This window comes from Nocardia pseudovaccinii NBRC 100343 (assembly GCF_001613225.1).
GTDB classification, from domain to species: Bacteria; Actinomycetota; Actinomycetes; order Mycobacteriales; family Mycobacteriaceae; genus Nocardia; species Nocardia pseudovaccinii.
The window spans coordinates 1-19752 of record NZ_BDBY01000022.1 but is presented as its reverse complement, the minus strand read 5'-3'; the positions used below and the strand labels follow the sequence as shown (position 1 = coordinate 19752).

The window sequence follows — 19752 nt, the reverse complement described above, 5'->3', positions numbered from 1 at the left end:
TTTCGCCTAGTGGAATGCGGCGTGCAATTCCTCGACGGTGCGACCGTTGAGGCGGTAGCAGTGGGCGAAGGCCTCGGCATGCTCATCGCGCGGCCAGGAGTGTAGGACAACGGTGCGACCATAGGAGCGCGAGTTGACCAGCTCCCATCTGTCACCGACCCGGCGGACCGTGAATCCGCCTCTCGGCATCAGGGGAATCACCATCGCCATCATGAACGCGAACCAGCCTTTCGTGCAGCTATCCCGTTCCTCCCCGGTTGAGCACTGTTGCACATCGACGCCCGCGATCCGACGTGACACGACGAAGTAAATCGTTCGCGTGTGGCTTATTTCACTCCCGCGGGAATGGGGCCGGGAGGTTGCGTGCTGGTCGCTGGGCGTATAAACGTGCGGAAGCGCCGAGCCGTGCGGATAGGCGACTTGACGCGCAGTGCGGACATACCGGACCAACCGACGAGAGGGCGTAGATGCCGCTGCACATACATCGTGCCGAGCGCGCCGATACGTTGGCGGAGGCGTTGGCCGCGCTGCTTGCGGATCCGTTGCCGGATGCCTTCGCGGCCGAGGTGGTCGCGGTGCCCGCGAAGGGTGTCGAGCGGTGGTTGACGCAGCGACTGTCGACGGTGCTCGGCGTGTCCGGTCGCTGCGACGGTGTTGCCGCGAATATCGAATTCCCGTCTCCCGGTGCGTTGGTCGCCGAAGTATCGGCGGCGGCGAGTGGCGTGCGGGCAGAGGCGGATCCGTGGGCGTCGGAGCAGGTCGTGTGGACAATGCTGCGGGTGATCGATGCGTCGCTGGGCGAAGCGTGGAGTGCGGTACTCGCGCGACATCTCGGGGTCGGGGAACCCGCCGGACATCGGGTCGGTCGGCGGTATGCGACCGCCGCGCATCTGGCGGCGCTGTTCGACAGTTATGCGGCGCAGCGGCCCGGGCTCATAAAGGAGTGGGCGGCGGGTTCGGATACCGACGGTGCCGGGCGGGCGGTGCCGGATGATCTGCGGTGGCAGCCGGAATTGTGGCGGCGGTTGCGGGCCGAGGTCGGGGTGCCGAGTCCGGCCGAGCGGTTGGACGCGGCCTGTGCGCGGTTGCGGGACGAGCCGGATCTGGTGGATCTGCCTGCGCGTTTGTCGCTGTTCGGGGTGACGCGGCTGCCGAGCGATCAGCTGGCGGTGTTGTCCGCGCTGGGGGAGCGGCGGGAGGTGCACCTGTGGCTCGTGCATCCGAGTCCGGCGATGTGGACGGAGTTGAGTGGCCTGCCCGCGGCGGTGGCACGGGCCGATGATGTCAGTGCGACGGTGGTGCGGCATCCGTTGCTGGCGGGGCTCGGCAGGGATGTGCGGGAGCTCCAGCAGCGGCTGGTCGGTGCCGTGGATCGGCACCATGCGGCTGTCGGGTCGAATCAGGATGGCCGTCAGGAATTTTCGGGTCCGACACTGTTGACCGCCCTGCAATCCGGGATTCGCGACAATGTGTGGCCGCCCGAACCCGCGAGCTTTCCTGACCGCACCGTTCAGGTGCATTCGTGCCATGGACCGGCGCGACAGGTCGAGGTGTTGCGCGAATGCCTGCTCGGCTTGTTCGCGGCCGATCACACACTGGAACCGCGTGACGTGTTGATCATGTGTCCTGAGGTGGAGGCCTACGCACCACTGGTGCGCGCGGCGTTCGGGCAGAAGATGGTGGGATCGGTCGAGTCGGTGGGGGATTCGGCGCATCCCGCGCATCTGCTGCGGGTGCGGCTCGCCGATCGGGGGCGCGGGGTGACCAACCCGATGCTCGCGGTGATCGAGGTATTGCTCGAGCTCGCCGACGGACGGGTGACGGTGACGCAGGTCCTGGATCTCGCGGCGTCCGAAACCGTCCGTCGCCGTTGCGGTTTCGACGACGACGATATCGAGCGGTTGCGCGAATGGGCGGCCGAATCCGGCGCGCGCTGGGGTATCGGGCAGCGCCAGCGACAGGCATTCGGGCTGGCCGACTTCGCGCAGAACACGCTCAACAGCGCGGTGGACCGCATCCTCCTCGGTGTCACCGCGGACGAATCTTCCGAGGACTGGCTGGATCTCGCGCTGCCGCTCGGCGATGTGGACAGCAATGATGTGGATCTGGCCGGCCGGTTCGCGGAATTCATCGACCGGCTCGCGGTCTGCCTGCGCGACCTGCGCGGACCCCGTCCGGCGCACAAGTGGGCGGCGGTACTCGGCCGCTGCCTCGAACTGCTCACCGATGTCCCAGACAGTCAGGCGTGGGTGCGCACCGAGGCCCGCCGCGAGCTGGCCGCCGCCACCGACCATGCGGGTGATGTGCCGCTGCGGTTGGCCGATGTCGGTGTGCTGCTGTCGAGTCGGCTCGCGGCACGACCGACCAGGGCGAATTTCCGGACCGGCGAACTGACGGTGTGCACGATGGTGCCGATGCGTTCGGTGCCACATCGAGTGGTGGTGTTGCTCGGTCTCGATGACGAGATCTTCCCGCGCACCAGCGGCGTGGACGGCGACGACGTGCTCGCACGCAATCCGCTACTGGGCGAACGGGATGCGCGCAGCGAGGATCGCCAGCTGCTGCTGGATGCGGTGCTCGCCGCCACGGAGCAGTTGCTGATCTTCCACACCGGCGCCGACCCGGTGACCGGTGCGCATCGCCCGCCCGCCATCCCGGTCGCCGAGCTGCTCGACGCATTGCGCGCGCACGTCGGCGCGGCAGGTATGGACGCGGTGGTGACCCGACATCCGTTGCAGGGCTTCGACCGTCGCAATTTCGCGGCCGAGCGCCCGTTCAGCTTCGATACCGTCGCCCTCGCCGGAGCGCAGGCCGCCGGACAACCCGCACAGCCGCGCCCGGTATTCCTGCCCGAACCGCTGCCGGCACTCGAACTCGCGGATATCGCACTGGCCGACGTGATTTCGTTCGTCGAGCACCCGGTGCGGGCATTCCTGTGGCAGCGCCTCGGGCTGCGCGTTCCCGAACACGACGACGACATTGCCGATCGGCTGCCCATCGAACTCGACGGCCTCGCGAAATGGGAGCTGGGCGAACGACTGCTGTCCGCGCGGCTCACCGGTGCGGATCCATCGACGCTGCGCGCGGCGGAGTGGCGGCGCGGGACACTGCCGCCGTTCGGTTTCGGTGGCGCGGTGCTCGACGAGGTCGAATCGACGGTGGACAAGCTGGTGCGGGCGGCGCTGCTGGACTACGAGGGGGCCCCGCGCGCGGTCGATATCGCCGTGGATCTCGGCAACGGCCGTCGGCTCACCGGCACTGTGCCCGAGGTGCGCGGTGAATCCTTGGTCCGCACCACATTCTCTCGGCTCGCCCCGAAACACCGCATTGCCGCTTGGGTTTCGTTGCTGGCATTGGCTGTCACGGAAGACCGCTCGTGGCGGGCGGTCACCACTGGTCGCGGCCAATTCGGCCGTCCCGCATGGCGTTCCGAAATCATGGCGCCGGAACGACCTGCCGCGCTGGCGATCCTGCGTGAACTGGTGCGGCTGCGTGACGCTGGTCTGACCGAACCGCTGCCGATCGCCCCTTCCGCTACCGCGGTTTACGCCGAACGTCGCTTCCGCGGCTCGAACGCCGACGAAGCGGTGAGCGCCGCCGAGCGCGAATTCAATGGCGGGCCCAACGGTCCCGGGCCGTTCGGCGACCACACCGACCGTCACCTGCGCTACATCTGGGGGCCTGCCCCTCGCCTGGATCACCTCATGGCTGCACCCGCGCCCGCTGGAGAGCCCGGCGAAACCACCCGCTTCGGGTCCCTGGCTCGTCGCATGTGGGCACCGTTGCTGGCCGCCGAGAATCAGGGCCAGCCATGAGTCGGCGTACTCGTCGAATGGGACGGCACCTCGTTCGGCGCGCCTCCCGGATACGGGCGGGCGTCGGGTGGACGGTGGATGCGAGCACCGGATTTGCCAGGCACGGAAAGGGGCGGCGGGGATGACCATCGAGGACACCGCCTTCGCAGCGTCCTCGCTGGACGCCGACCGATTCGATCCCAGCGGGCCGCTGCCGACCGGAACCACCGTGCTCGAGGCGAGCGCCGGTACCGGAAAGACACATGCGATCGTTGGGTTGGCGGTGCGGTATGTCGCCGAGATCGGGATCGATATTTCGCAGCTGTTGCTGGTGACGTTCAGTCGGGCCGCTACCCAGGAACTGCGGGAACGGACGCGGGACCGGTTCGTGGCGGTGGCGGCGGCACTGGCCGATCCGGAGAGCGCTCGAGCCCATGCCGATGAGCTGATTCGGCTACTGGCGCAGGCGGATTCGGCCGAGGTGCTGCTGCGGCGGCGTCGATTGCTCACCGCGCTTTCGGATTTCGATGCCGGGACCATCGCGACGACCCACAGTTTCTGCCAGCGCATGCTCGATGAGCTCGGGTTGGCGGGCGAACACGATCCCGGGTCGCGCTTGGTCGAGACGATCGACGATCTGATCGGCACGGTCGCCGATGACCTGTACCTGAACCGGTATGCCCGTGCGGAGCCGCCGTTTTCGCTGAAGGAGGCGCATACACTGGCGCTTGCGGCGGTGCAGGATCGCCACGCCGTACTGGTGCCGAAGGGCGATGGCCTTGCGGGGGAGCGGGTCGCCCTCGCCGCCGCGGTGCGCGCGGAAACCGAGCGCCGCAAACGCCTCGCCGGACTGCGTGATTTCGACGATCTGCTGGTGCTGCTGCACGATGTGCTCGCCGATCCGGCGCACGGGCCGCGGGCCTGTCGCCGCATCCGTGACCGGTATCGGGTCGCCCTGGTCGACGAATTCCAGGACACCGATCCGCTGCAGTGGGACATCTTGCGGCTGGCGTTCCACGGGCATTCGACCCTGGTGCTCGTCGGCGATCCGAAGCAGGCCATCTACGCGTTCCGCGGCGCGGAGGTGCTCAGCTATCTCGATGCCGTCGCACACGCCGATACTCGCAAGGAGCTCACCGACAACTGGCGCAGCGATGCGGGTCTGCTCGCCGCATTGGATCATCTGCAGGGCGGTGCGGCATTGGGGCACCAGGAGATCACGGTCTACCCGGTCACCGCGACCCGCGGCTGGTCGCGACTGTCCGGACCCGAGGAACTGACGACGCCGCTGCGGATGCGGTGTCTGCCGCGCACCGGTGCGGGCCCGTTGAACAAATCGGGATTTCCGGCGGTCGGGCGCATGCGGGCGAAGGTCGCCGATGATCTCGCGGCGGATATCGTGCGACTGCTCGAGTCCGGTGCGCTGTTCGAGGCGAAGACCGGACCTCGGCCGATCGGCCCCGGCGATATCGCGGTACTGGTGCGGACTCGATCTCAAATCGACGTGGTGCGAACCGCTTTGGACCGGGTCGGGGTTGCCTCCGTACTCGCGGGTGGCACCAGCGTCTTCGCCACCAGCAGTGCGACGGACTGGCTCTGGCTGTTGCGCGCGCTCGAACAGCCCCATCGCTCGGACCGTGTCCGCCTTGCCGCCTGCACACCGCTGCTCGGCGTGACCGCGGTCGAAATCGACAGCGGCGGTGCGGATCTGGTCGGTCGTATCTCCGCTCAACTACGGGAGGCGGCCCGGCTGTTCGCGCGCGCGGGTTTCGCCGCGGTCTTCGAAAAGATCTCCGCCGAAGCGAATCTGGCTCAGCGACTGCTCTCGGTCGAGAACGGCGAACGCGAGCTGACCGATCTGCGGCATATCGCGCAGCTGCTGGATCAGGTCGCGCTGAGCGAAGGTCTCGGACTCACCGCGCTGACCCGCTGGCTCGCCGACCGCGTGCGCGATCCGGCCTCCGGATCGGTCGCCGACCGCAGCCGTCGCCTCGATCGCGATGCCGCGGCCGTGCAGATCGCCACCGTGCATGCCAGCAAGGGACTCGAATTTCCCATCGTCTACCTGCCTTTCGCGTGGGACAACGCGAAGAACCCGTACCCGCAGACCCTGCTGTTCCACACCGACGACGGAGCCCGTGTACTCGATGTCGGCGGCCAGGACGCGTCCGGTTACGGCGAGCGCAAGCTGCGCAGTGAAACCGAGGAGGCGGGTGAGGAACTGCGCCTGCTGTACGTCGCACTCACCCGCGCGATGTGTCAGATCGTCGCCTGGTGGGCACCCGCGATCACCACGGCCAACGCGCCGCTGCATCGGATGGTCCTCGGCCGCCCGGATGGTGGAGATCTCGTGCCGAGCAAGGCGGCGGTGCCCGCGGATGCCGTTGCGGTGTCGATGCTTTCGGCCTGGGCCGCCGGTGCGCCGGAGGCCATTTCGGTGGAAGGCGTCGAGCACACCGACACGGTCGAGATCCGCCGCGTGCGCGGCGAGCTCCCGACCGGAGCCATCGCCGCCGCGCACTTCGCCCGCACCATGGACCTGCAGTGGCGTCGCACTTCCTATTCGGCACTGACGGCAGGTGCGCACGATGCCGCCATTCCCGAGGCCGAGCCCGAGGACGACCGCGGCCCGTCCGACGAACCCGGCACGCCCCTGCTCGCCGAAACCGAACCCCCGATCGCCGATGCGGCCCAGTCCCTGATGAACGCGCTGCCCTACGGCGCCGAATTCGGCACCCTGGTGCACGGTGTGCTCGAGCGAATCGATACCGACGCACCGGATCTTCCCACCGAGGTGCATACCCGCTGCCGTGCGGCGACTGAAGAGCTGATGGCCGAAGCCGATCCGGTGATACTCGGCAACGCCCTGCTCGCAGTGCTGCACACCCCGCTCGGATTCGGTTGTCTCGCCGACATTTCCACCCGCGACCGGCTCAACGAACTCGACTTCGAGCTCCCGCTCGCCGGTGGTGACCTTCCGGGTGCGCATACGGTCACGCTGCGCCGGATCGCCGATCTGCTGCGGACCCATCTCCCGGCCGACGATTCCTTGTCCAGCTATGCCGACCAACTCGCGTCCCTGGACGACACCCCGCTGCGGGGCTACCTCACCGGCAGTATCGACGCGGTGCTGCGCATCACCGAAAACCCGGGCGCGCAACCACGATTCGTCATCGTCGACTACAAAACCAACCGACTCGGCACCGGCGATCTCACCGTCGACCATTACACCCACGACCGCATGGCCACCGAAATGCTGCGCTCGCACTACCCGCTGCAGGCCCTGCTCTACGCGGTAGCCCTGCACCGCTATCTGCGATGGCGGCTGCCCGGTTACGATCCGACGCGCCATCTCGGTGGTGCCCGCTACCTTTTCGTCCGCGGCATGATCGGTCCCGAAACTCCGTCGGGCTGTGGCGTTTTCGACTGGAATACACCGGCCGCGCTGATCGTCGCCCTGTCCGATCTACTGGCGGGGGAGGCTGCCCGATGACGTCGATCCAGTTGGCGCAGCGCGGAACCGGGCTGCTGCGCACGTTCAACGAAGCCGGTGTGCTCTCCGCCGCCGACGTGCACGTCGCGCTTCGATTGGGCCGGATGGGCCGGGAAACCTCGGAAGAGGTGCTGTTCGCGGCTGCGCTCGCGGTGCGGGCGGTGCGTTCGGGTTCGGTCTGTCTGGAACTGCACCGGATGCGCGAAATCGGCGTCGATGCCGACGAAACCTGGGATGCGGGTGCGGGTATCGATCCGGCGACGCTGCCGTGGCCGGATATCGACGCGGTTGTCGCCGCACTGCGGGTCAGTCCATTGGTGTGTGGGGGACCGGCTGGTCCGCTACAGCCATTGCGGCTGGTCACCGGGCCATTGCTCTATCTGGATCGCTATTACCAGCAGGAACAGACGATCCGCCGCGTGCTCACCGAGCGCTCCGGACACCATCCGAAGGTGGATCCGGCTATCGTTCGCCGTGAACTCGACCGGCTCTTCGACGCCCCGGTCGGTGCGGCCCCGGACCGTCAGCGGATCGCCGCCGCACTCGCCGCGACGCACTGGACCACGGTGGTGGCGGGCGGGCCGGGTACCGGCAAGACCCACACCATCGCCCGCATCCTGGCCCTGCTCGACGCGCATCAGCAGGCGCATCCGAAGTTGCCCACACTGCGCATCGCCATGGCCGCGCCCACCGGCAAGGCGGCCGCGCGACTCCAGGAAGCCGTGCGCGAACAGGCTGAATCGCTCGCGCTACCGGAGTTGACCGCCGCCACCCTGCATCGTCTGCTCGGTTGGCAGCGTGGCCGGGCGACCCGGTTCCGGTACCACGAATTCAACCGATTGCCCTACGACGTGATCGTGGTCGACGAAACCTCCATGGTGTCGCTGACCATGATGAGCAGCCTGCTGGCCGCGCTGCGCCCGGATACCCGGCTCGTGCTCGTCGGCGATCCCGATCAGCTCGCCTCTGTCGACGCGGGTGCCGTCCTCGCGGATCTCGTCGCCGGACCCGTTGTCGGCGAACCGAATCCGGTTCTCGAACAGGTCCTCGGTGCGGAATCCATTGCGACCGAGGGTAATCCGGAGGCGCTGACCGATCTCGAGCGAACGCGGCTGCGCGGCGGCATCGTCCGGCTGACCCGTGGCCGCCGCTTCGGCGGCAAGATCGCCGAACTCGCCGTCGCGGTCCGCGCGGGTGACGCCGAGACCGCACTCACACTGCTGCGGGCGGGCGGCGAAGAACTCTCGCTCTGTACCCCCGAGGACACCGCATCCGTCCGCGCCGACGTGGTGCGCGCCGCCCGCGAGGTCACCACGTCCGCCCTCGACGGCGATGCCGCGGCCGCGCTGACCGCCCTCGAATCCCACCGCCTGCTGTGCGCGCACCGCCAAGGTCCCTTCGGCGTCGAACGCTGGGACCGGATGGCCGGTGAATGGGCCGCGGCGGGCGGCGCGGGGCCGGACTCGTATCAGGCGCCGTGGTACCCGGGCCAACCCCTGCTTGTCACCGCCAACGACCACGAGGCGCGCATCTACAACGGCGATACCGGTGTCATCGTGCGCATGCCCGACGGTTCATTGCGTGCGGCCCTGCAGCGCGGCAGCGAACCCTATCTGGTGCATCCGACCCAATTTCCGGCCGTGGTCACCGTCTTCGCCATGACCATCCACCGCAGCCAGGGCAGCCAGTACGACACCGTCTCGGTCGTCTTGCCCGAACCCGAATCCACCCTGCTCACCAGGGAACTGCTGTACACGGCCATCACTCGGGCCCGCCACCACGTGCGCATCATCGGTACCGACGACTCGATCCGCGCCGCCATCGACCGCCGCGTCCTGCGTGCCAGCGGCCTGTCGCGCACCCCGGAGTCGCAGTGAGCCTGACCTGGGAATCTCACGTTTTCCGCGTCCCCGACGTCTACCCAGCGTGAGATTGCCTCCGTTCGAGGAAGTGGTGGCCGAATACGGCCCGATGGTGCTGCGCGTGTGCCAGTCCGTGCTCGGTCCGACGGATGCGGCCGATGCCTGGTCGGAGACCTTTCTGTCGGCCCTGCGGGCCTATCCGGACCTCGACCCGAAGACGAATATCGAGGCATGGCTGGTCACCATCGCGCACCGGCGCGCGATCGATGTGGGGCGCGCACTGACCCGCGCACCCGTTCCCGCTGAAACACTGCCCGAACACACGGCGCCCGATGCCGATCCGGCCGATTACGACCCCGATCTGTGGCACGCACTCGCGTCGCTGCCGACCAAGCAGCGCCAAGCGGTGGCCTACCACTACCTGGCGGGCCTACCGCACGCCGAAATCGCTCAGCTGCTGGGCAATTCGACCGACGCCGCCCGTCGCGCCGCCGCCGACGGCCTCAAAACATTGCGCAAGCTCTACCCGAAGGACCAAAAATGATGGCCACTATCGACCGGGATCCGGACGGCCTCTTCGACGGCCTGAACCCGAACTCCGCCGAGATCCTGTCCCGATTGCGTCGACGGCTGGCCGCCGACGCCCAGACCGCGGGCCTGCTCGACGTCGCCTACCGCACGCTGGACACCCCTGTCGGCACCTTGCTGCTCGCGGCCACCCCCGGGGGCCTGGTGCGGGTCGCGTACCCCAACGAGAACCACGACACCGTGCTCGCCGCACTCGCCGAGCGCATCAGCCCGCGCGTCCTGGCCGCCCCGGCGCGCCTGGATACCGCGGCACGCGAGATCGACGAGTACTTCGCCGGTGCGCGAACACAATTCGATCTGCCACTCGACCTGCGTTTGACCGTCGGATTCCGCCGCCAGGTGATCGAGCACCTGAGCGATATCGGCTACGGGCATCGCGAGAGCTACGCCGATGTCGCTGCCGCCGTCGGCAATCCGCGTGCGGTTCGCGCGGTCGGCTCGGCCTGTGCGCACAATCCGCTGCCGGTGGTCATCCCGTGCCACCGCGTGGTGCGGAGCGACGGTTCGATCGGCCAGTACGTGGGCGGCGTGACCGCCAAGACCACCCTGCTCACGCTCGAAGCGGCGTGAAAGGAGACGCAATGAGAACCCTTGCCGCACTGGAAGAACGAGTCGAAGCGCAGCAGTGGCACGATCTGACCGAGGAGATCGACGCATATGGCTGCGCCCAGACCGGCCCGCTGCTGAGCCCGGACGAGTGCGCCGAATTCGCCGCCATGTGGGAGGGTCCGGGCCGCTTCCGGTCGACGATCGATATGGCCCGCTATCGATTCGGCCAGGGCACCTACCGGTACTTCGCCGATCCGGTCCCCGCACCGATCATGCGGCTGCGCAGGGCTTTCTACCGCAAATTGCTGCCCATCGCCCGCACGTGGGCCGACCGTCTCGGCGACTCTACGCCATGGCCCGACGATTTCGACGATTGGCTCGACGCCTGCCATGCCGCAGGGCAGACGAAGCCGACGCCAATTCTGCTGCGCTACACCGAAGGTGACTGGAACGCGCTGCACCGTGATCTCTACGGCGAGCTCGTCTTCCCGCTGCAAGTCGTGATCGGCCTGGACCGCCCCGGCATCGACCACACCGGCGGGGAATTCCTCCTGGTCGAACAACGCCCGCGCGCGCAATCCAAGCCGACGGTCACCATCTTGGAACAGGGCCACGCACTCGTCTTCGCCACCCGAGATCGGCCGATCCCATCGTCGCGCGGTTGGTCCCGCGCTCCGATTCGCCACGGCGTCAGTCGAATTCGCAGCGGTCACCGACACACGCTTGGCCTGGTTCTGCACGACGCCGAATGAGATGTACATCCTGACCGATGCCGACGGTCGCCAGTATCCAAGCCCCAACCCGGGCCGGTATGGCGGTCACCGGCGCGGGAAGCTGTACGGCCGCCTGGACTGCCCGTCGGCCTTGCGAGCCTTGGCGCGCGGCCACTACCGCGCCCACCGTGTCTTCTTCGCCGACGAACAAACCGCCATCACCGCCGGTTATCGACCGTGCGCAGTCTGCTTGCCCGCCGCATACGCGGCGTGGAAAGCCGAATCCGGCAGGTGATCTCACGTTTCGGCGCCGGGCAGCGTCTACCTGATGAAGGCTCGATAGAGAGGACCGACATGATCTCCGATACCGCCATCGCACGACTGGTGAACGGCTCGACACTGGGCAATCTGCTGATCGAAGCGAACCAGACCGGCATCACCCTGGTTGCGTTCACCGATGAGCTGCCGACCGAATCAACCGGCGAGAATTCCACGGCGCGTGAGCATCTGGAGACCGCCGCAGACCAAATCGACGAATACCTCACCGGCGAACGTCAGCAATTCACAGTATCGATGGACCTGACGGATATGAGCGCATTCGATCGAGAGGTTTTGCGGACGCTCGAGGCGACCACGGGATACGGCCGGACAACCACCTACGGTGCCCTGACCCGGCAACTCGGCCGCACTCCCGCCGACGCCCGCAAAATCGGCGGCGCGCTGGCTCGCAACCGCCTGCTGATCCTGCTCCCATGCCACCGTGTGCTCGGGGCCGACGGATCCCTGACCGGTTACGCGGGCGGGCTACCTGCCAAACGGGCCTTGCTCGACCTCGAATCGGCCGACCTCCTGCTGCCGCTGGGCGGATGACGGCGCGATCGGGAATATCGGCGGCGACTCTGTGCTTGCATGAGGTCATGACGAGCGCTGAGTTGTTGGTCGATGCCTTCGGGCGGGTGCGGGAGAATGTGCACGGCGCGGTCGAGGGGCTCGGACAGGACGAGCTGGCGGCGCAGATCGATCCGGAGGCCAACTCCATCGCCTGGCTGATCTGGCATCTGACCCGGGTGCAAGATGACCACGTCGCCGACGTGGCGGGACTGGAACAGGTGTGGACGGCGGCGGGCTGGGCCAAACGGTTCGACCTGCCGTTCGCCGACGAGGCGACCGGCTACGGGCACCGCGACGGGGAGGTCGCCGAACTCGGCGGGGTTTCCGCCGAGCTGCTGTTGGGCTACTACGACGCGGTGCACACGCAGACGATCGACTACGTAACCGGACTCACCGATGCCGACCTGCCCCGCATCGTCGACACCCGCTGGGATCCGCCGGTCACCCTGGGTGTGCGGCTGATCAGCGTCGTGGACGACGATATCCAGCACGCCGGCCAGGCCGCCTTCATTCGCGGAGTTCTGCTGCGCCGCAGGTAGGTTCAGTGCTGCCCGAACAATAGGTCCGCCGCACGGGACGACTACCTCGAGGCGGGTGCGTTCGTTGTGGTCGGCGGCGAGGAAAGGGAGAAGGTGAGCAGGCCCGCACGCCGGATTTTGGTCCGCGGGTCGCCACCCTCGCTCTCGACCTGCGCGCGAACCTCATCGGTGCTCTCGCGCTCCCACGTATCGAGCATTTCCTCGAGCAGTGCGTTGCGGTCGGCGAAGTGGCCGTAGAAGCCGCCCTTGGTGACACCGAGTGCCTGCGCGAGGCTCTCGATGCGGACGGCGTCGGGACCGCCGGTCGCCAGCGCCAGCAGGCCCTGCTCGATCCAGCTGCTTCGTGGGGTGCGAGTGACGGCGACCATGGCGGATCCACGACATAGCTCGCGATTTCCGAGTCGAGGATGTCTGGGTATCTGCTGGTGTACCCGGCGCTGATGCGCGGCATCGAACGTGGATGGCGGGCGCAGACGGGCGATTCGGTTGCGGGACAACCGAATTCGCCTCGGATCGACTAGCTGTCCCGAGGGAGGAGCGGGACGATGGCTTGGGCGATTTCGGTGACGTTATCGCAGGGGGAGAGTTTGCGGGGGTGGAGGCCGCGTGGGTCGTCTACGAGGATGTAGAGGGAGCCGGATTTCATATCGATATTGATGGCGCAGCCGCCGGGGACGTCGGGGCGGGCCTCGTAGCGTAGGGCCGTGCGGCCGTCGATGGTGAGTTCGGTTGCGGCGGGGAACGTTTCGCGAACCTGGGCGAGGGATCCGTTGGTCGTCTGGACGCGGAATGTGTATGTGCTCTGCGCGACGTAGAGGCAGCCCTTCCACTGGAAGTCGCCCGTCGAATCCTGCTTGGGTGTGGGGGTGCGGGCATTCCATCGGTGTTCGGAGAGGAACTGGGACATCAGCGCGGTGCAGGGATCGAATGCGGCGTTCGATGTGCTGGACGGCGTGGCCGAGGCGCCGGACGTGACAGGTGTGGCGGACGTCGAGATCGACGTGGAATTGCTTCCGCCGCCACATGCCGCGAGGACGATGGCGGCAGCCGTGCTCAGCAGCGCCGTTTTCGGCGAGCGCTCGGCGCGGATTCTCATACGCGGATCTGCCGTATACGGCGGGCGAAGTCTTCATCGGTGCGCTCATAGGCGTCGCAGATCGACTTGAACAGGGTCTGGATTTCCGTGGCGACCGCGATGTAGTCGCCGATTGTGTCGTAAGCGTTGTTCGGGCCGCCGAATGCCTTCTCCCTGAACAATTTCACCAGCTCGCTGGCCGAGGTCAGGCGCGGGTTGTTCTCACCGAGCCCCCAGTTCGACCGCTCGCCGAGTGCACGCGCGTCGTTCTGGACCGAGGACAGGTCGATGATCAAGTTCTGGCAGGCCGCGTCGATATCCAGAAACGCCTGCGGTTCCATCCGCACTTTCAGCGCCCCGGTCTTCGCATCCTCGATATACCCGCCGAACGCGCTGTCAACAGCCATAGCGGTCGCCCCTTCAACTAGTCCCGTCTGATCATAGAGACGCACGCGCCGACCAAACGGTTCCATCGAAAACGCAGGTCCACGAAACCGGGCGTTTTCGGCGCCTCCGGCGTCACGATCCTCGACCGAACCGCAGCGGATAGGCTGAGGGGGAAGTCGGTGCGAATCGCACCGCCGAATATCGGAGGACGAGATCGATGAGGATCGCTGGTGAGCATGTCGATGTGCTCATTGTCGGTGCCGGACTGTCCGGCATAGGCGCGGCGTATCACCTGCGGCGGGCTTTCCCGGAGAAGAGCTTCACGATTCTGGAGAGCCGCGACGCGATCGGCGGCACCTGGGACCTGTTCCGCTATCCGGGAATTCGCTCCGATTCCGATATGTACACCCTCGGCTACCGCTTCCGTCCGTGGTTGGGGGAGTATTCGATCGCCGATGGCGCGGACATCCTCGATTATGTGCGCGCCACGGCCACCGAGAGCGGGATCGACCGCCGTATCCGCTTCCACCATCGGGTCGTCGGCGCCGAATGGTCGTCGCGGGAAAACCGGTGGACGGTGCGCGCCGAACGCACCGATACCGGCGAAACCGTCACTCTCACAGCCGGATTCCTGTTCTGCTGCTCCGGTTACTACCGCTATGACGAGGGCTACACCCCGGAATTCGCGGGTACCGAGCGTTTCGCCGGGCCGATCATCCACCCACAGCACTGGCCGCACGATCTGGATGTCGCGGGCAAGCGTGTAGTGCTGATCGGCAGCGGCGCGACCGCGGTCACGCTGGGACCGGCACTGACCGACCAGGGCGCGCACGTGACGATGCTGCAACGCTCACCGAGTTACATCATCTCCGCACCCGCCCGCGACGACCTCGCCGTCAAGGCGCGCAAATTCCTGCCGACCCGCGCCGCGTACGCGGTGGCCAGGGCCGAAAATGTGGCGCTGGCAACCACGATTTACCAACTGAGCCAACGGTATCCGCAATACATGCGCAAGCGGATCAAGGGCTGGCAGCGGCGCTGGCTGCCCGAGGGCTACGACATCGATACCCATTTCACCCCGACCTACAATCCCTGGGATCAGCGACTGTGCTTGGCCCCCAATGGCGATTTCTTCCGCGCGATCCGCAAGGGTCGATTGGACATCGTGACCGATAAGGTCGAGACATTCACCGAGACGGGCCTGACCCTCGCCTCCGGCGCGACCCTCGATGCCGACATCGTGATCACCGCAACGGGTTTGAATCTACTCGCCTTCGGCGGCGTCGAACTCGCCGTCGACGGACAGCAGGTGCACCTCGCGGAACATATGGCCTACAAGGCCATGATGCTATCGGATGTGCCGAATTTCGCGTACGTCATCGGATACACCAACGCCTCCTGGACGCTGAAGGCGGATCTGGTGTGCGAGTATGTCGTTCGGCTGCTACGCCACATGTACCGCAACGGATACGACCGCTGCACACCTGTGCGCGATCCGTCCGTCGGCGCGGCGTCGCTGTTCCTGAATTTCAATCCGGGTTATGTCCAGCGCGCCGCCAGCCAGTTCCCGATCCAGGGCACCAAGGCGCCGTGGCGGCTACGCATGAATTACCTACGCGATCTGGTCACGCTGCGCCACGGCAAGATCACCGATCGCGCGATGGTGTTCGAACGGTCGCGGGACCGGCATCCGGTATCGGCACAGGGCTGACGGCGGGTCAGTGCGCCTGCGGCGGCTCGGCCGACCGCGCGGCCGCGATATTGCGCAACACGCTGGTCGCGTGGTCGTCGAATCGTTCGCGTGGAATATCGATGGTGCCGTCCAGCCACGGGCGGTACATATACGCCATGGCGCCGAAAATGGCGTTCGAGTTGAGGCTGTTCTCGTACTGATCCGGTGGGGTCTGCGGTCCGTCGTCACCCAATCCGATCGTGAGCGCGATCGGCGCGGTGAACAATTCGATGAGCTCATTGCCTCGGTCGCCGAGTACCCGGGTGGCCTGCGATTCCACGAACATGATCTGGCCGCGGCGGCGATCCTCGACCAGGTAATCGGTGAATGCCGAAATGGCATGGCGAAATAGTTTCTGCGGTTCGGGTGGTGCGGTGGCAAGCGCCGCGAGCAGGCGTTCCTGCGCGCCGAGCACGACCGCTTCCAATGCCGCGGTGAGCAGTTTGTCCAGATTGGGGAAGCTCTCGTAGAAGTAGCGCTCGGTGAGTCCGGCCTGCCTGCAGACTCCGCGCATGGAGATGTCGGAGGCTCCGATCGTGGCCATCAACTCGATGGCGGCCTCGACGAGCTGTTCGCGGCGCGCGGCGATTCGGTCGGCCGGGGGTGTGCCGCGCCAGCGGCGCATCCCCGGTATCGATCCATCGGAAACGGCGTCGTTCATGGCCCGATCCTCCCATAGTCGGGAAGTTGACATCATGTGATGTTGACAGCATTTGATGTCGGCAATACATTGATCGTCCAGGGACCAGACGTGAGGACCATCAGATGGGCACTGCTTACGCCGATCAGGCTCATGCCATCAACGCGCGGGACGTCAGCTTCGATTTCGATTCGGTGCCGATGCATTACATCCCCGGCGAAGTCATGGCCACCCACATCATCAATGTGATGCACCTGGTGCTCCCCGAAGGCGAGCGGGCCATGGCGCAGGCGCTGGCCGAGGCCTTACCGCTGATCGATGATGAGCGATTGCGGGAAGAGGTCCGCGGCTTCATCGGTCAGGAGACGATGCACGCCGGTTCTCACGAAAAGGCCCGCCACCAGTTGGAACGCCTCGGGCTCGAGGTCGGGCCGATGGTGGATCGCGTCGCCTGGCTGATCGATCGGCTGCTCGGCGACCACGGACTGTCCGGCCGGGCCAAACGCGAATGGCTGTGCGAGCGACTGGCCCTGTTCGCGGGGATGGAGCACTACACCGCCGTCATCGGTGAATGGCTGCTCACCAATGACAAATTGGCGGCCAAGGGGATGCATCCGGCAATGCTGGATCTCGTCCGCTGGCACGGGGCCGAGGAGGTCGAACATCGCAGCGTGGTCTACGACGCGTACATGCATCTCGACGGCGGCTATGCCCGCAAAGCACGTCAGGCGTTGATCGCCAGTTCGGGATTGCTCGCGCTGTTCGTGATTTCGAGTGCCTACCTCTTCCAGCAGGATCCATCGCCGAATAAGGGCCGATGGTGGCCACTACAGATGGCCAGCGCCTCGCTGCGCGGTGTGGTCCCGAACTTCACCACCTTCTTGACCGAGATTCCGCGGTACCTGCGGCCGGGATTCCATCCCTCCCAACTCGGTCCGATGGATAACGCACTGCGCTACCTCGCGCAGTCGCCGGCGGCACGGGCAAACGCATGACTGCCGTGGAGGAGCAGTTCCGGCCGGGAGCGGGGCTGCGGATGATCGCATCGGCGGTGGACACCTACAAACGGGTATTCACCGAAGGGAAAGCGGCGCAGCTGCTTTCGCGGCCACAGCCGGTGCGGCGCACCGGCTACGATTTCGAGCTGGCGATCTTGGGAATCGAGGCCGAGGCCGACGAGGTGGTCAGCCTGACCCTGTGCGATCCAGGCGGTGCGGAACTGCCCGCCTGGACGCCGGGCGCCCATATCGATGTATTCCTGCCCTCGGGTCGGCAGCGGCAGTATTCGCTGAACAGCGACCCGGAGGATCACAGCTGCTACCGAATCGCGGTGCGGTACATCGCCGATGGCGATGGTGGTTCCCGCGAGATACACGAGCAGCTGCGCGTCGGCGACCGACTGTGGGTGCGGGGCCCGCGCAATGCGTTCCCGCTCATCGACGCACCGGAGTATTTCTTCGTGGCGGGCGGTATCGGGATCACGCCGATTCTGCCGATGGTAACCGCCACCGAACGTGCCGGAATACCATGGCGGCTCATGTATTTCGGACGCTCGCGGACGCGGATGCCGTTCCTGTACGAGCTCGCCCACTTCACCGGTGGTGATGTGGTGGTCCGACCCGATGACGAGTTCGGGGTGCCGGATCCGCGGATGATCTTCGAACAGACGCCGACCGGTGCCGCGGTATACGTCTGTGGACCACCGGCATTGGCGGAAGCCGCGCGCAAGGTGTTGCTGTTGCACGATCCGACGGCCTCGCTGCATACCGAGCGCTTTTCGGCGGTACCGGTCAGCGACGGCGCGCCGTTCCGTATTCGATTGCGCCGCAGTGGAACCGAGGTCGATGTGGCCGCCGATGAGTCCGCGTTGAGCGCGATCCGGCGGGCGGTGCCCGGTGTCGCGTATTCGTGTCAGCAGGGTTTCTGCGGGACGTGCCGGGCGAGTGTGCTCGCCGGTGAGGTCGAGCACCGGGACCGGGCGCTACTGCCCGGCGATCGCAAAAGTGCGATGCTCACCTGCGTATCGCGTTCTCGCGGTGGCGAACTCGAACTCGATCTGTAGATTCACTCCGCGCCCGGGAAGATACCCGGCAGTGTCATCGCGTACTCGAGATCTGCGCGGGTGCCGAGCGTGGTGAGCAGCACGCGGATCATGGTGAGCCGTCCGGCGGCAACGGTTTCCGCGTCCGGCTCGGCGCCGGGCGCGGTACCCGCCGAAATGCGATAGACCACGTACTCGCAAACATGCAGGGCCGCATCGAGATCCAGCGGCGAGGGGACCGGGCGGCCCAATTCGGTGAACGTTTCGCGCACCAGCGCGCGGATATCGTCCAATGCCCGTTCACGATAGGCCGATACCGGTGAGGCCGGATCGTGCAGTTCGGCGAACAGTGGACGCAGCATCGCACCGTGGCCGCGGGCCCAGCCGAGGTAGGCGTCGATGAGACGAATGCCGAGTTCGACGGGCTCGTCGGGACCGGTCAGTGCCGTGCGGATGCCCTCGACGAGGCCGTCGTTGGATGCCTCCAGTACGACGTGCAGCGGTTCGGTGGCATTGCCGAAATAGCGGTAGAAGGTGGGCCGGGCCAGTCCGGCCTGTTCGATGATCTGGGCGACGCTGAGTCCGCGCGAACCGCCGCGGGTGAATACCGCCGCGGTGGCGAGCACGATGCGGGCGCGGACCTCCTCGGCCTGCTCCTGGGTCTGCGGTGGTCGGCCCCGGCGGGCCGCGCCATTCGTCTGGGAAGTGTCAGTGGACATGGTGATGCCTCACAACTCGAAGCCTGACCCGTCTGTGTGCCACACCCGACAGCTTGACACGAGACGCGGCACCGGCATTAATCTAACACTAGTGTTCAGGAAATAGTCGAACCCGGCTTGGCGCCTCGTCCAGCACAGGCGCCCGACCCAGGAGAGGGCCGACAATGACGACCGCCCGCCAGCTGACCGAACCGACGGCCCTGCCCGCGGCCCTGGTACAACCCCTGCTAGATCGTGCGGTCGCGGGCGGTGCCCCCGCGGTCGAGGTCTTCGCACCCGCGACCGGGTGCAAGATCGCCGACCTGCCGCAGTCCTCGACCGGCGATATCGAGACCGCCTTCGCGACCGCGCGCAGCGCGCAGCGGGAATGGGCGCGGCGGTCGGTCCGCGAGCGGGCCGCGGTGCTGCGGAAGTTCCACGACATCGTGCTGGCCGAACAGGACACCATCCTCGATATCGTGCAGACCGAGACCGGCAAGTCCCGGGCGCATGCCTTCGACGAGGTCGGGGATGTGGCGGTCAATGCCAGGTACTACGCGTCGGTCGCGAACAAGCTGTTGGCTACCCGCAAGCCGCGTGGTGTGCTGCCGGTATTGACCCAGGTCGATGTGCGGCATCGGCCCAAGGGCGTGGTCGCGGTGATCTCGCCCTGGAACTATCCGCTGGCGCTGGCCGTCTCCGACGCCCTGCCCGCATTGGTCGCTGGAAATGCCGTGGTCGCTCGGCCGG

At 66.8% G+C, this 19752-nt stretch carries 19 protein-coding genes; 13 read left to right on the top strand and 6 right to left on the bottom strand.

The features are described 5' to 3' along the window. Positions 1-6 precede the first annotated feature (6 nt). On the bottom strand, positions 7-204 hold the full coding sequence (locus tag NP3_RS02435; RefSeq protein ID WP_245720770.1) for a hypothetical protein: 198 nt from the start codon (positions 202-204) through the stop codon (positions 7-9). Positions 205-467: 263 nt separating this feature from the next. Here NP3_RS02435 and recC point away from each other — a divergent pair, with 263 nt between their 5' ends. The 9 genes from recC (at position 468) to NP3_RS02390 (ending at position 12429) form a co-directional block, all read left to right on the top strand. Next, on the top strand, positions 468-3815 hold the full coding sequence (gene recC / locus NP3_RS02430) for an exodeoxyribonuclease V subunit gamma (RefSeq protein ID WP_063037315.1): 3348 nt from the start codon (positions 468-470) through the stop codon (positions 3813-3815). Positions 3816-3936: 121 nt separating this feature from the next. Then, positions 3937-7287 carry a UvrD-helicase domain-containing protein gene (locus NP3_RS02425; protein ID WP_063037313.1) on the top strand — a complete coding sequence of 1117 codons (3351 nt, stop codon included), beginning with the start codon at positions 3937-3939 and terminating at the stop codon, positions 7285-7287. Further along, the gene (gene recD / locus NP3_RS02420) at positions 7284-9164 is read left to right on the top strand and encodes an exodeoxyribonuclease V subunit alpha (protein ID WP_063037311.1); all 1881 of its coding nucleotides are present in this window, start codon (positions 7284-7286) and stop codon (positions 9162-9164) included. The genes NP3_RS02425 and recD overlap by 4 nt, the downstream gene beginning before the upstream one ends. Positions 9165-9213: 49 nt before the next feature. Beyond that, entirely contained in the window at positions 9214-9693 is a 480-nt protein-coding gene (locus tag NP3_RS02415; protein WP_281197281.1) for an RNA polymerase sigma factor, read from the top strand. Then, positions 9693-10307: a methylated-DNA--[protein]-cysteine S-methyltransferase gene (locus NP3_RS02410; RefSeq protein WP_084508048.1), complete on the top strand. Its 615-nt coding sequence runs from the start codon at positions 9693-9695 to the stop codon at positions 10305-10307. Before NP3_RS02415 ends, NP3_RS02410 begins: the two co-directional genes overlap by 1 nt. Before the next feature lie 11 nt (positions 10308-10318). Next, positions 10319-11038: a 2OG-Fe(II) oxygenase gene (locus NP3_RS02405; RefSeq protein ID WP_063037309.1), complete on the top strand. Its 720-nt coding sequence runs from the start codon at positions 10319-10321 to the stop codon at positions 11036-11038. A 1-nt stretch (position 11039) separates the two neighbouring features. After that, positions 11040-11294, top strand: a complete 255-nt coding sequence (locus tag NP3_RS02400; RefSeq protein ID WP_063037307.1) for an Ada metal-binding domain-containing protein — start codon at positions 11040-11042, stop codon at positions 11292-11294. Between the two features lie 59 nt (positions 11295-11353). Beyond that, positions 11354-11869: a methylated-DNA--[protein]-cysteine S-methyltransferase gene (locus NP3_RS02395; protein WP_063037306.1), complete on the top strand. Its 516-nt coding sequence runs from the start codon at positions 11354-11356 to the stop codon at positions 11867-11869. A gap of 47 nt (positions 11870-11916) precedes the next feature. Further along, positions 11917-12429, top strand: a complete 513-nt coding sequence (locus tag NP3_RS02390; protein WP_063037305.1) for a mycothiol transferase — start codon at positions 11917-11919, stop codon at positions 12427-12429. Positions 12430-12470: 41 nt separating this feature from the next. On the opposite strand, the gene NP3_RS02385 is transcribed toward NP3_RS02390, so the two are convergent. The 3 genes from NP3_RS02385 to NP3_RS02375 all read right to left on the bottom strand — a co-directional run bounded on the left by NP3_RS02385 (position 12471) and on the right by NP3_RS02375 (position 13977). Further along, positions 12471-12797 (bottom strand): TetR/AcrR family transcriptional regulator, encoded by a 327-nt coding sequence (locus tag NP3_RS02385; RefSeq protein ID WP_373864726.1) that lies wholly within the window; start codon positions 12795-12797, stop codon positions 12471-12473. Between the two features lie 149 nt (positions 12798-12946). Continuing rightward, positions 12947-13525: a DUF3558 domain-containing protein gene (locus NP3_RS02380; protein WP_063037304.1), complete on the bottom strand. Its 579-nt coding sequence runs from the start codon at positions 13523-13525 to the stop codon at positions 12947-12949. Beyond that, on the bottom strand, positions 13522-13977 hold the full coding sequence (locus tag NP3_RS02375; RefSeq protein ID WP_157124006.1) for a hypothetical protein: 456 nt from the start codon (positions 13975-13977) through the stop codon (positions 13522-13524). Before NP3_RS02375 ends, NP3_RS02380 begins: the two co-directional genes overlap by 4 nt. A 131-nt stretch (positions 13978-14108) precedes the next feature. Between NP3_RS02375 and NP3_RS02370 the strand changes: the two genes are divergently transcribed. Further along, on the top strand, positions 14109-15602 hold the full coding sequence (locus tag NP3_RS02370; RefSeq protein ID WP_063037302.1) for a flavin-containing monooxygenase: 1494 nt from the start codon (positions 14109-14111) through the stop codon (positions 15600-15602). A 7-nt stretch (positions 15603-15609) separates the two neighbouring features. Here NP3_RS02370 and NP3_RS02365 read toward each other — a convergent pair whose 3' ends face one another. Then, positions 15610-16284: a TetR/AcrR family transcriptional regulator gene (locus tag NP3_RS02365; protein WP_063037300.1), complete on the bottom strand. Its 675-nt coding sequence runs from the start codon at positions 16282-16284 to the stop codon at positions 15610-15612. Positions 16285-16388: 104 nt separating this feature from the next. On the opposite strand from NP3_RS02365, the gene NP3_RS02360 reads away from it, so the two are divergent. Both NP3_RS02360 and NP3_RS02355 read left to right on the top strand, forming a co-directional pair. Beyond that, positions 16389-17258, top strand: coding sequence for a metal-dependent hydrolase (locus NP3_RS02360; protein WP_063037298.1), 870 nt, complete (start codon positions 16389-16391; stop codon positions 17256-17258). Then, positions 17255-18325: a PDR/VanB family oxidoreductase gene (locus tag NP3_RS02355; RefSeq protein ID WP_063037296.1), complete on the top strand. Its 1071-nt coding sequence runs from the start codon at positions 17255-17257 to the stop codon at positions 18323-18325. The genes NP3_RS02360 and NP3_RS02355 overlap by 4 nt, the downstream gene beginning before the upstream one ends. 2 nt (positions 18326-18327) lie before the next feature. Here the strand turns inward: NP3_RS02355 and NP3_RS02350 are convergent, their stop codons facing one another. Further along, positions 18328-19023, bottom strand: coding sequence for a TetR/AcrR family transcriptional regulator (locus NP3_RS02350; RefSeq protein WP_063037294.1), 696 nt, complete (start codon positions 19021-19023; stop codon positions 18328-18330). A gap of 164 nt (positions 19024-19187) precedes the next feature. Between NP3_RS02350 and NP3_RS02345 the strand changes: the two genes are divergently transcribed. Then, on the top strand, positions 19188-19752 hold a 565-nt coding region (locus tag NP3_RS02345; RefSeq protein ID WP_157124004.1), incomplete at its 3' end, for an aldehyde dehydrogenase family protein.

What these genes read in the sequence shown, in the direction of transcription:
- NP3_RS02370 (WP_063037302.1), top strand. Translation starts at nt 14,109, where the DNA reads ATGAGGATCGCTGGTGAGCATGTCGATGTGCTCATTGTCGGTGCCGGA.
- NP3_RS02380 (WP_063037304.1), bottom strand. Translation starts at nt 13,525, where the DNA reads ATGAGAATCCGCGCCGAGCGCTCGCCGAAAACGGCGCTGCTGAGCACG.
- recD (WP_063037311.1), top strand. Translation starts at nt 7,284, where the DNA reads ATGACGTCGATCCAGTTGGCGCAGCGCGGAACCGGGCTGCTGCGCACG.
- recC (WP_063037315.1), top strand. Translation starts at nt 468, where the DNA reads ATGCCGCTGCACATACATCGTGCCGAGCGCGCCGATACGTTGGCGGAG.
- NP3_RS02390 (WP_063037305.1), top strand. Translation starts at nt 11,917, where the DNA reads ATGACGAGCGCTGAGTTGTTGGTCGATGCCTTCGGGCGGGTGCGGGAG.
- NP3_RS02405 (WP_063037309.1), top strand. Translation starts at nt 10,319, where the DNA reads ATGAGAACCCTTGCCGCACTGGAAGAACGAGTCGAAGCGCAGCAGTGG.
- NP3_RS02395 (WP_063037306.1), top strand. Translation starts at nt 11,354, where the DNA reads ATGATCTCCGATACCGCCATCGCACGACTGGTGAACGGCTCGACACTG.
- NP3_RS02355 (WP_063037296.1), top strand. Translation starts at nt 17,255, where the DNA reads ATGACTGCCGTGGAGGAGCAGTTCCGGCCGGGAGCGGGGCTGCGGATG.
- NP3_RS02350 (WP_063037294.1), bottom strand. Translation starts at nt 19,023, where the DNA reads ATGTCCACTGACACTTCCCAGACGAATGGCGCGGCCCGCCGGGGCCGA.
- NP3_RS02365 (WP_063037300.1), bottom strand. Translation starts at nt 16,284, where the DNA reads ATGAACGACGCCGTTTCCGATGGATCGATACCGGGGATGCGCCGCTGG.
- NP3_RS02410 (WP_084508048.1), top strand. Translation starts at nt 9,693, where the DNA reads ATGGCCACTATCGACCGGGATCCGGACGGCCTCTTCGACGGCCTGAAC.
- NP3_RS02400 (WP_063037307.1), top strand. Translation starts at nt 11,040, where the DNA reads ATGTACATCCTGACCGATGCCGACGGTCGCCAGTATCCAAGCCCCAAC.
- NP3_RS02435 (WP_245720770.1), bottom strand. Translation starts at nt 204, where the DNA reads ATGGTGATTCCCCTGATGCCGAGAGGCGGATTCACGGTCCGCCGGGTC.
- NP3_RS02360 (WP_063037298.1), top strand. Translation starts at nt 16,389, where the DNA reads ATGGGCACTGCTTACGCCGATCAGGCTCATGCCATCAACGCGCGGGAC.
- NP3_RS02385 (WP_373864726.1), bottom strand. Translation starts at nt 12,797, where the DNA reads ATGGTCGCCGTCACTCGCACCCCACGAAGCAGCTGGATCGAGCAGGGC.
- NP3_RS02425 (WP_063037313.1), top strand. Translation starts at nt 3,937, where the DNA reads ATGACCATCGAGGACACCGCCTTCGCAGCGTCCTCGCTGGACGCCGAC.
- NP3_RS02375 (WP_157124006.1), bottom strand. Translation starts at nt 13,977, where the DNA reads ATGGAACCGTTTGGTCGGCGCGTGCGTCTCTATGATCAGACGGGACTA.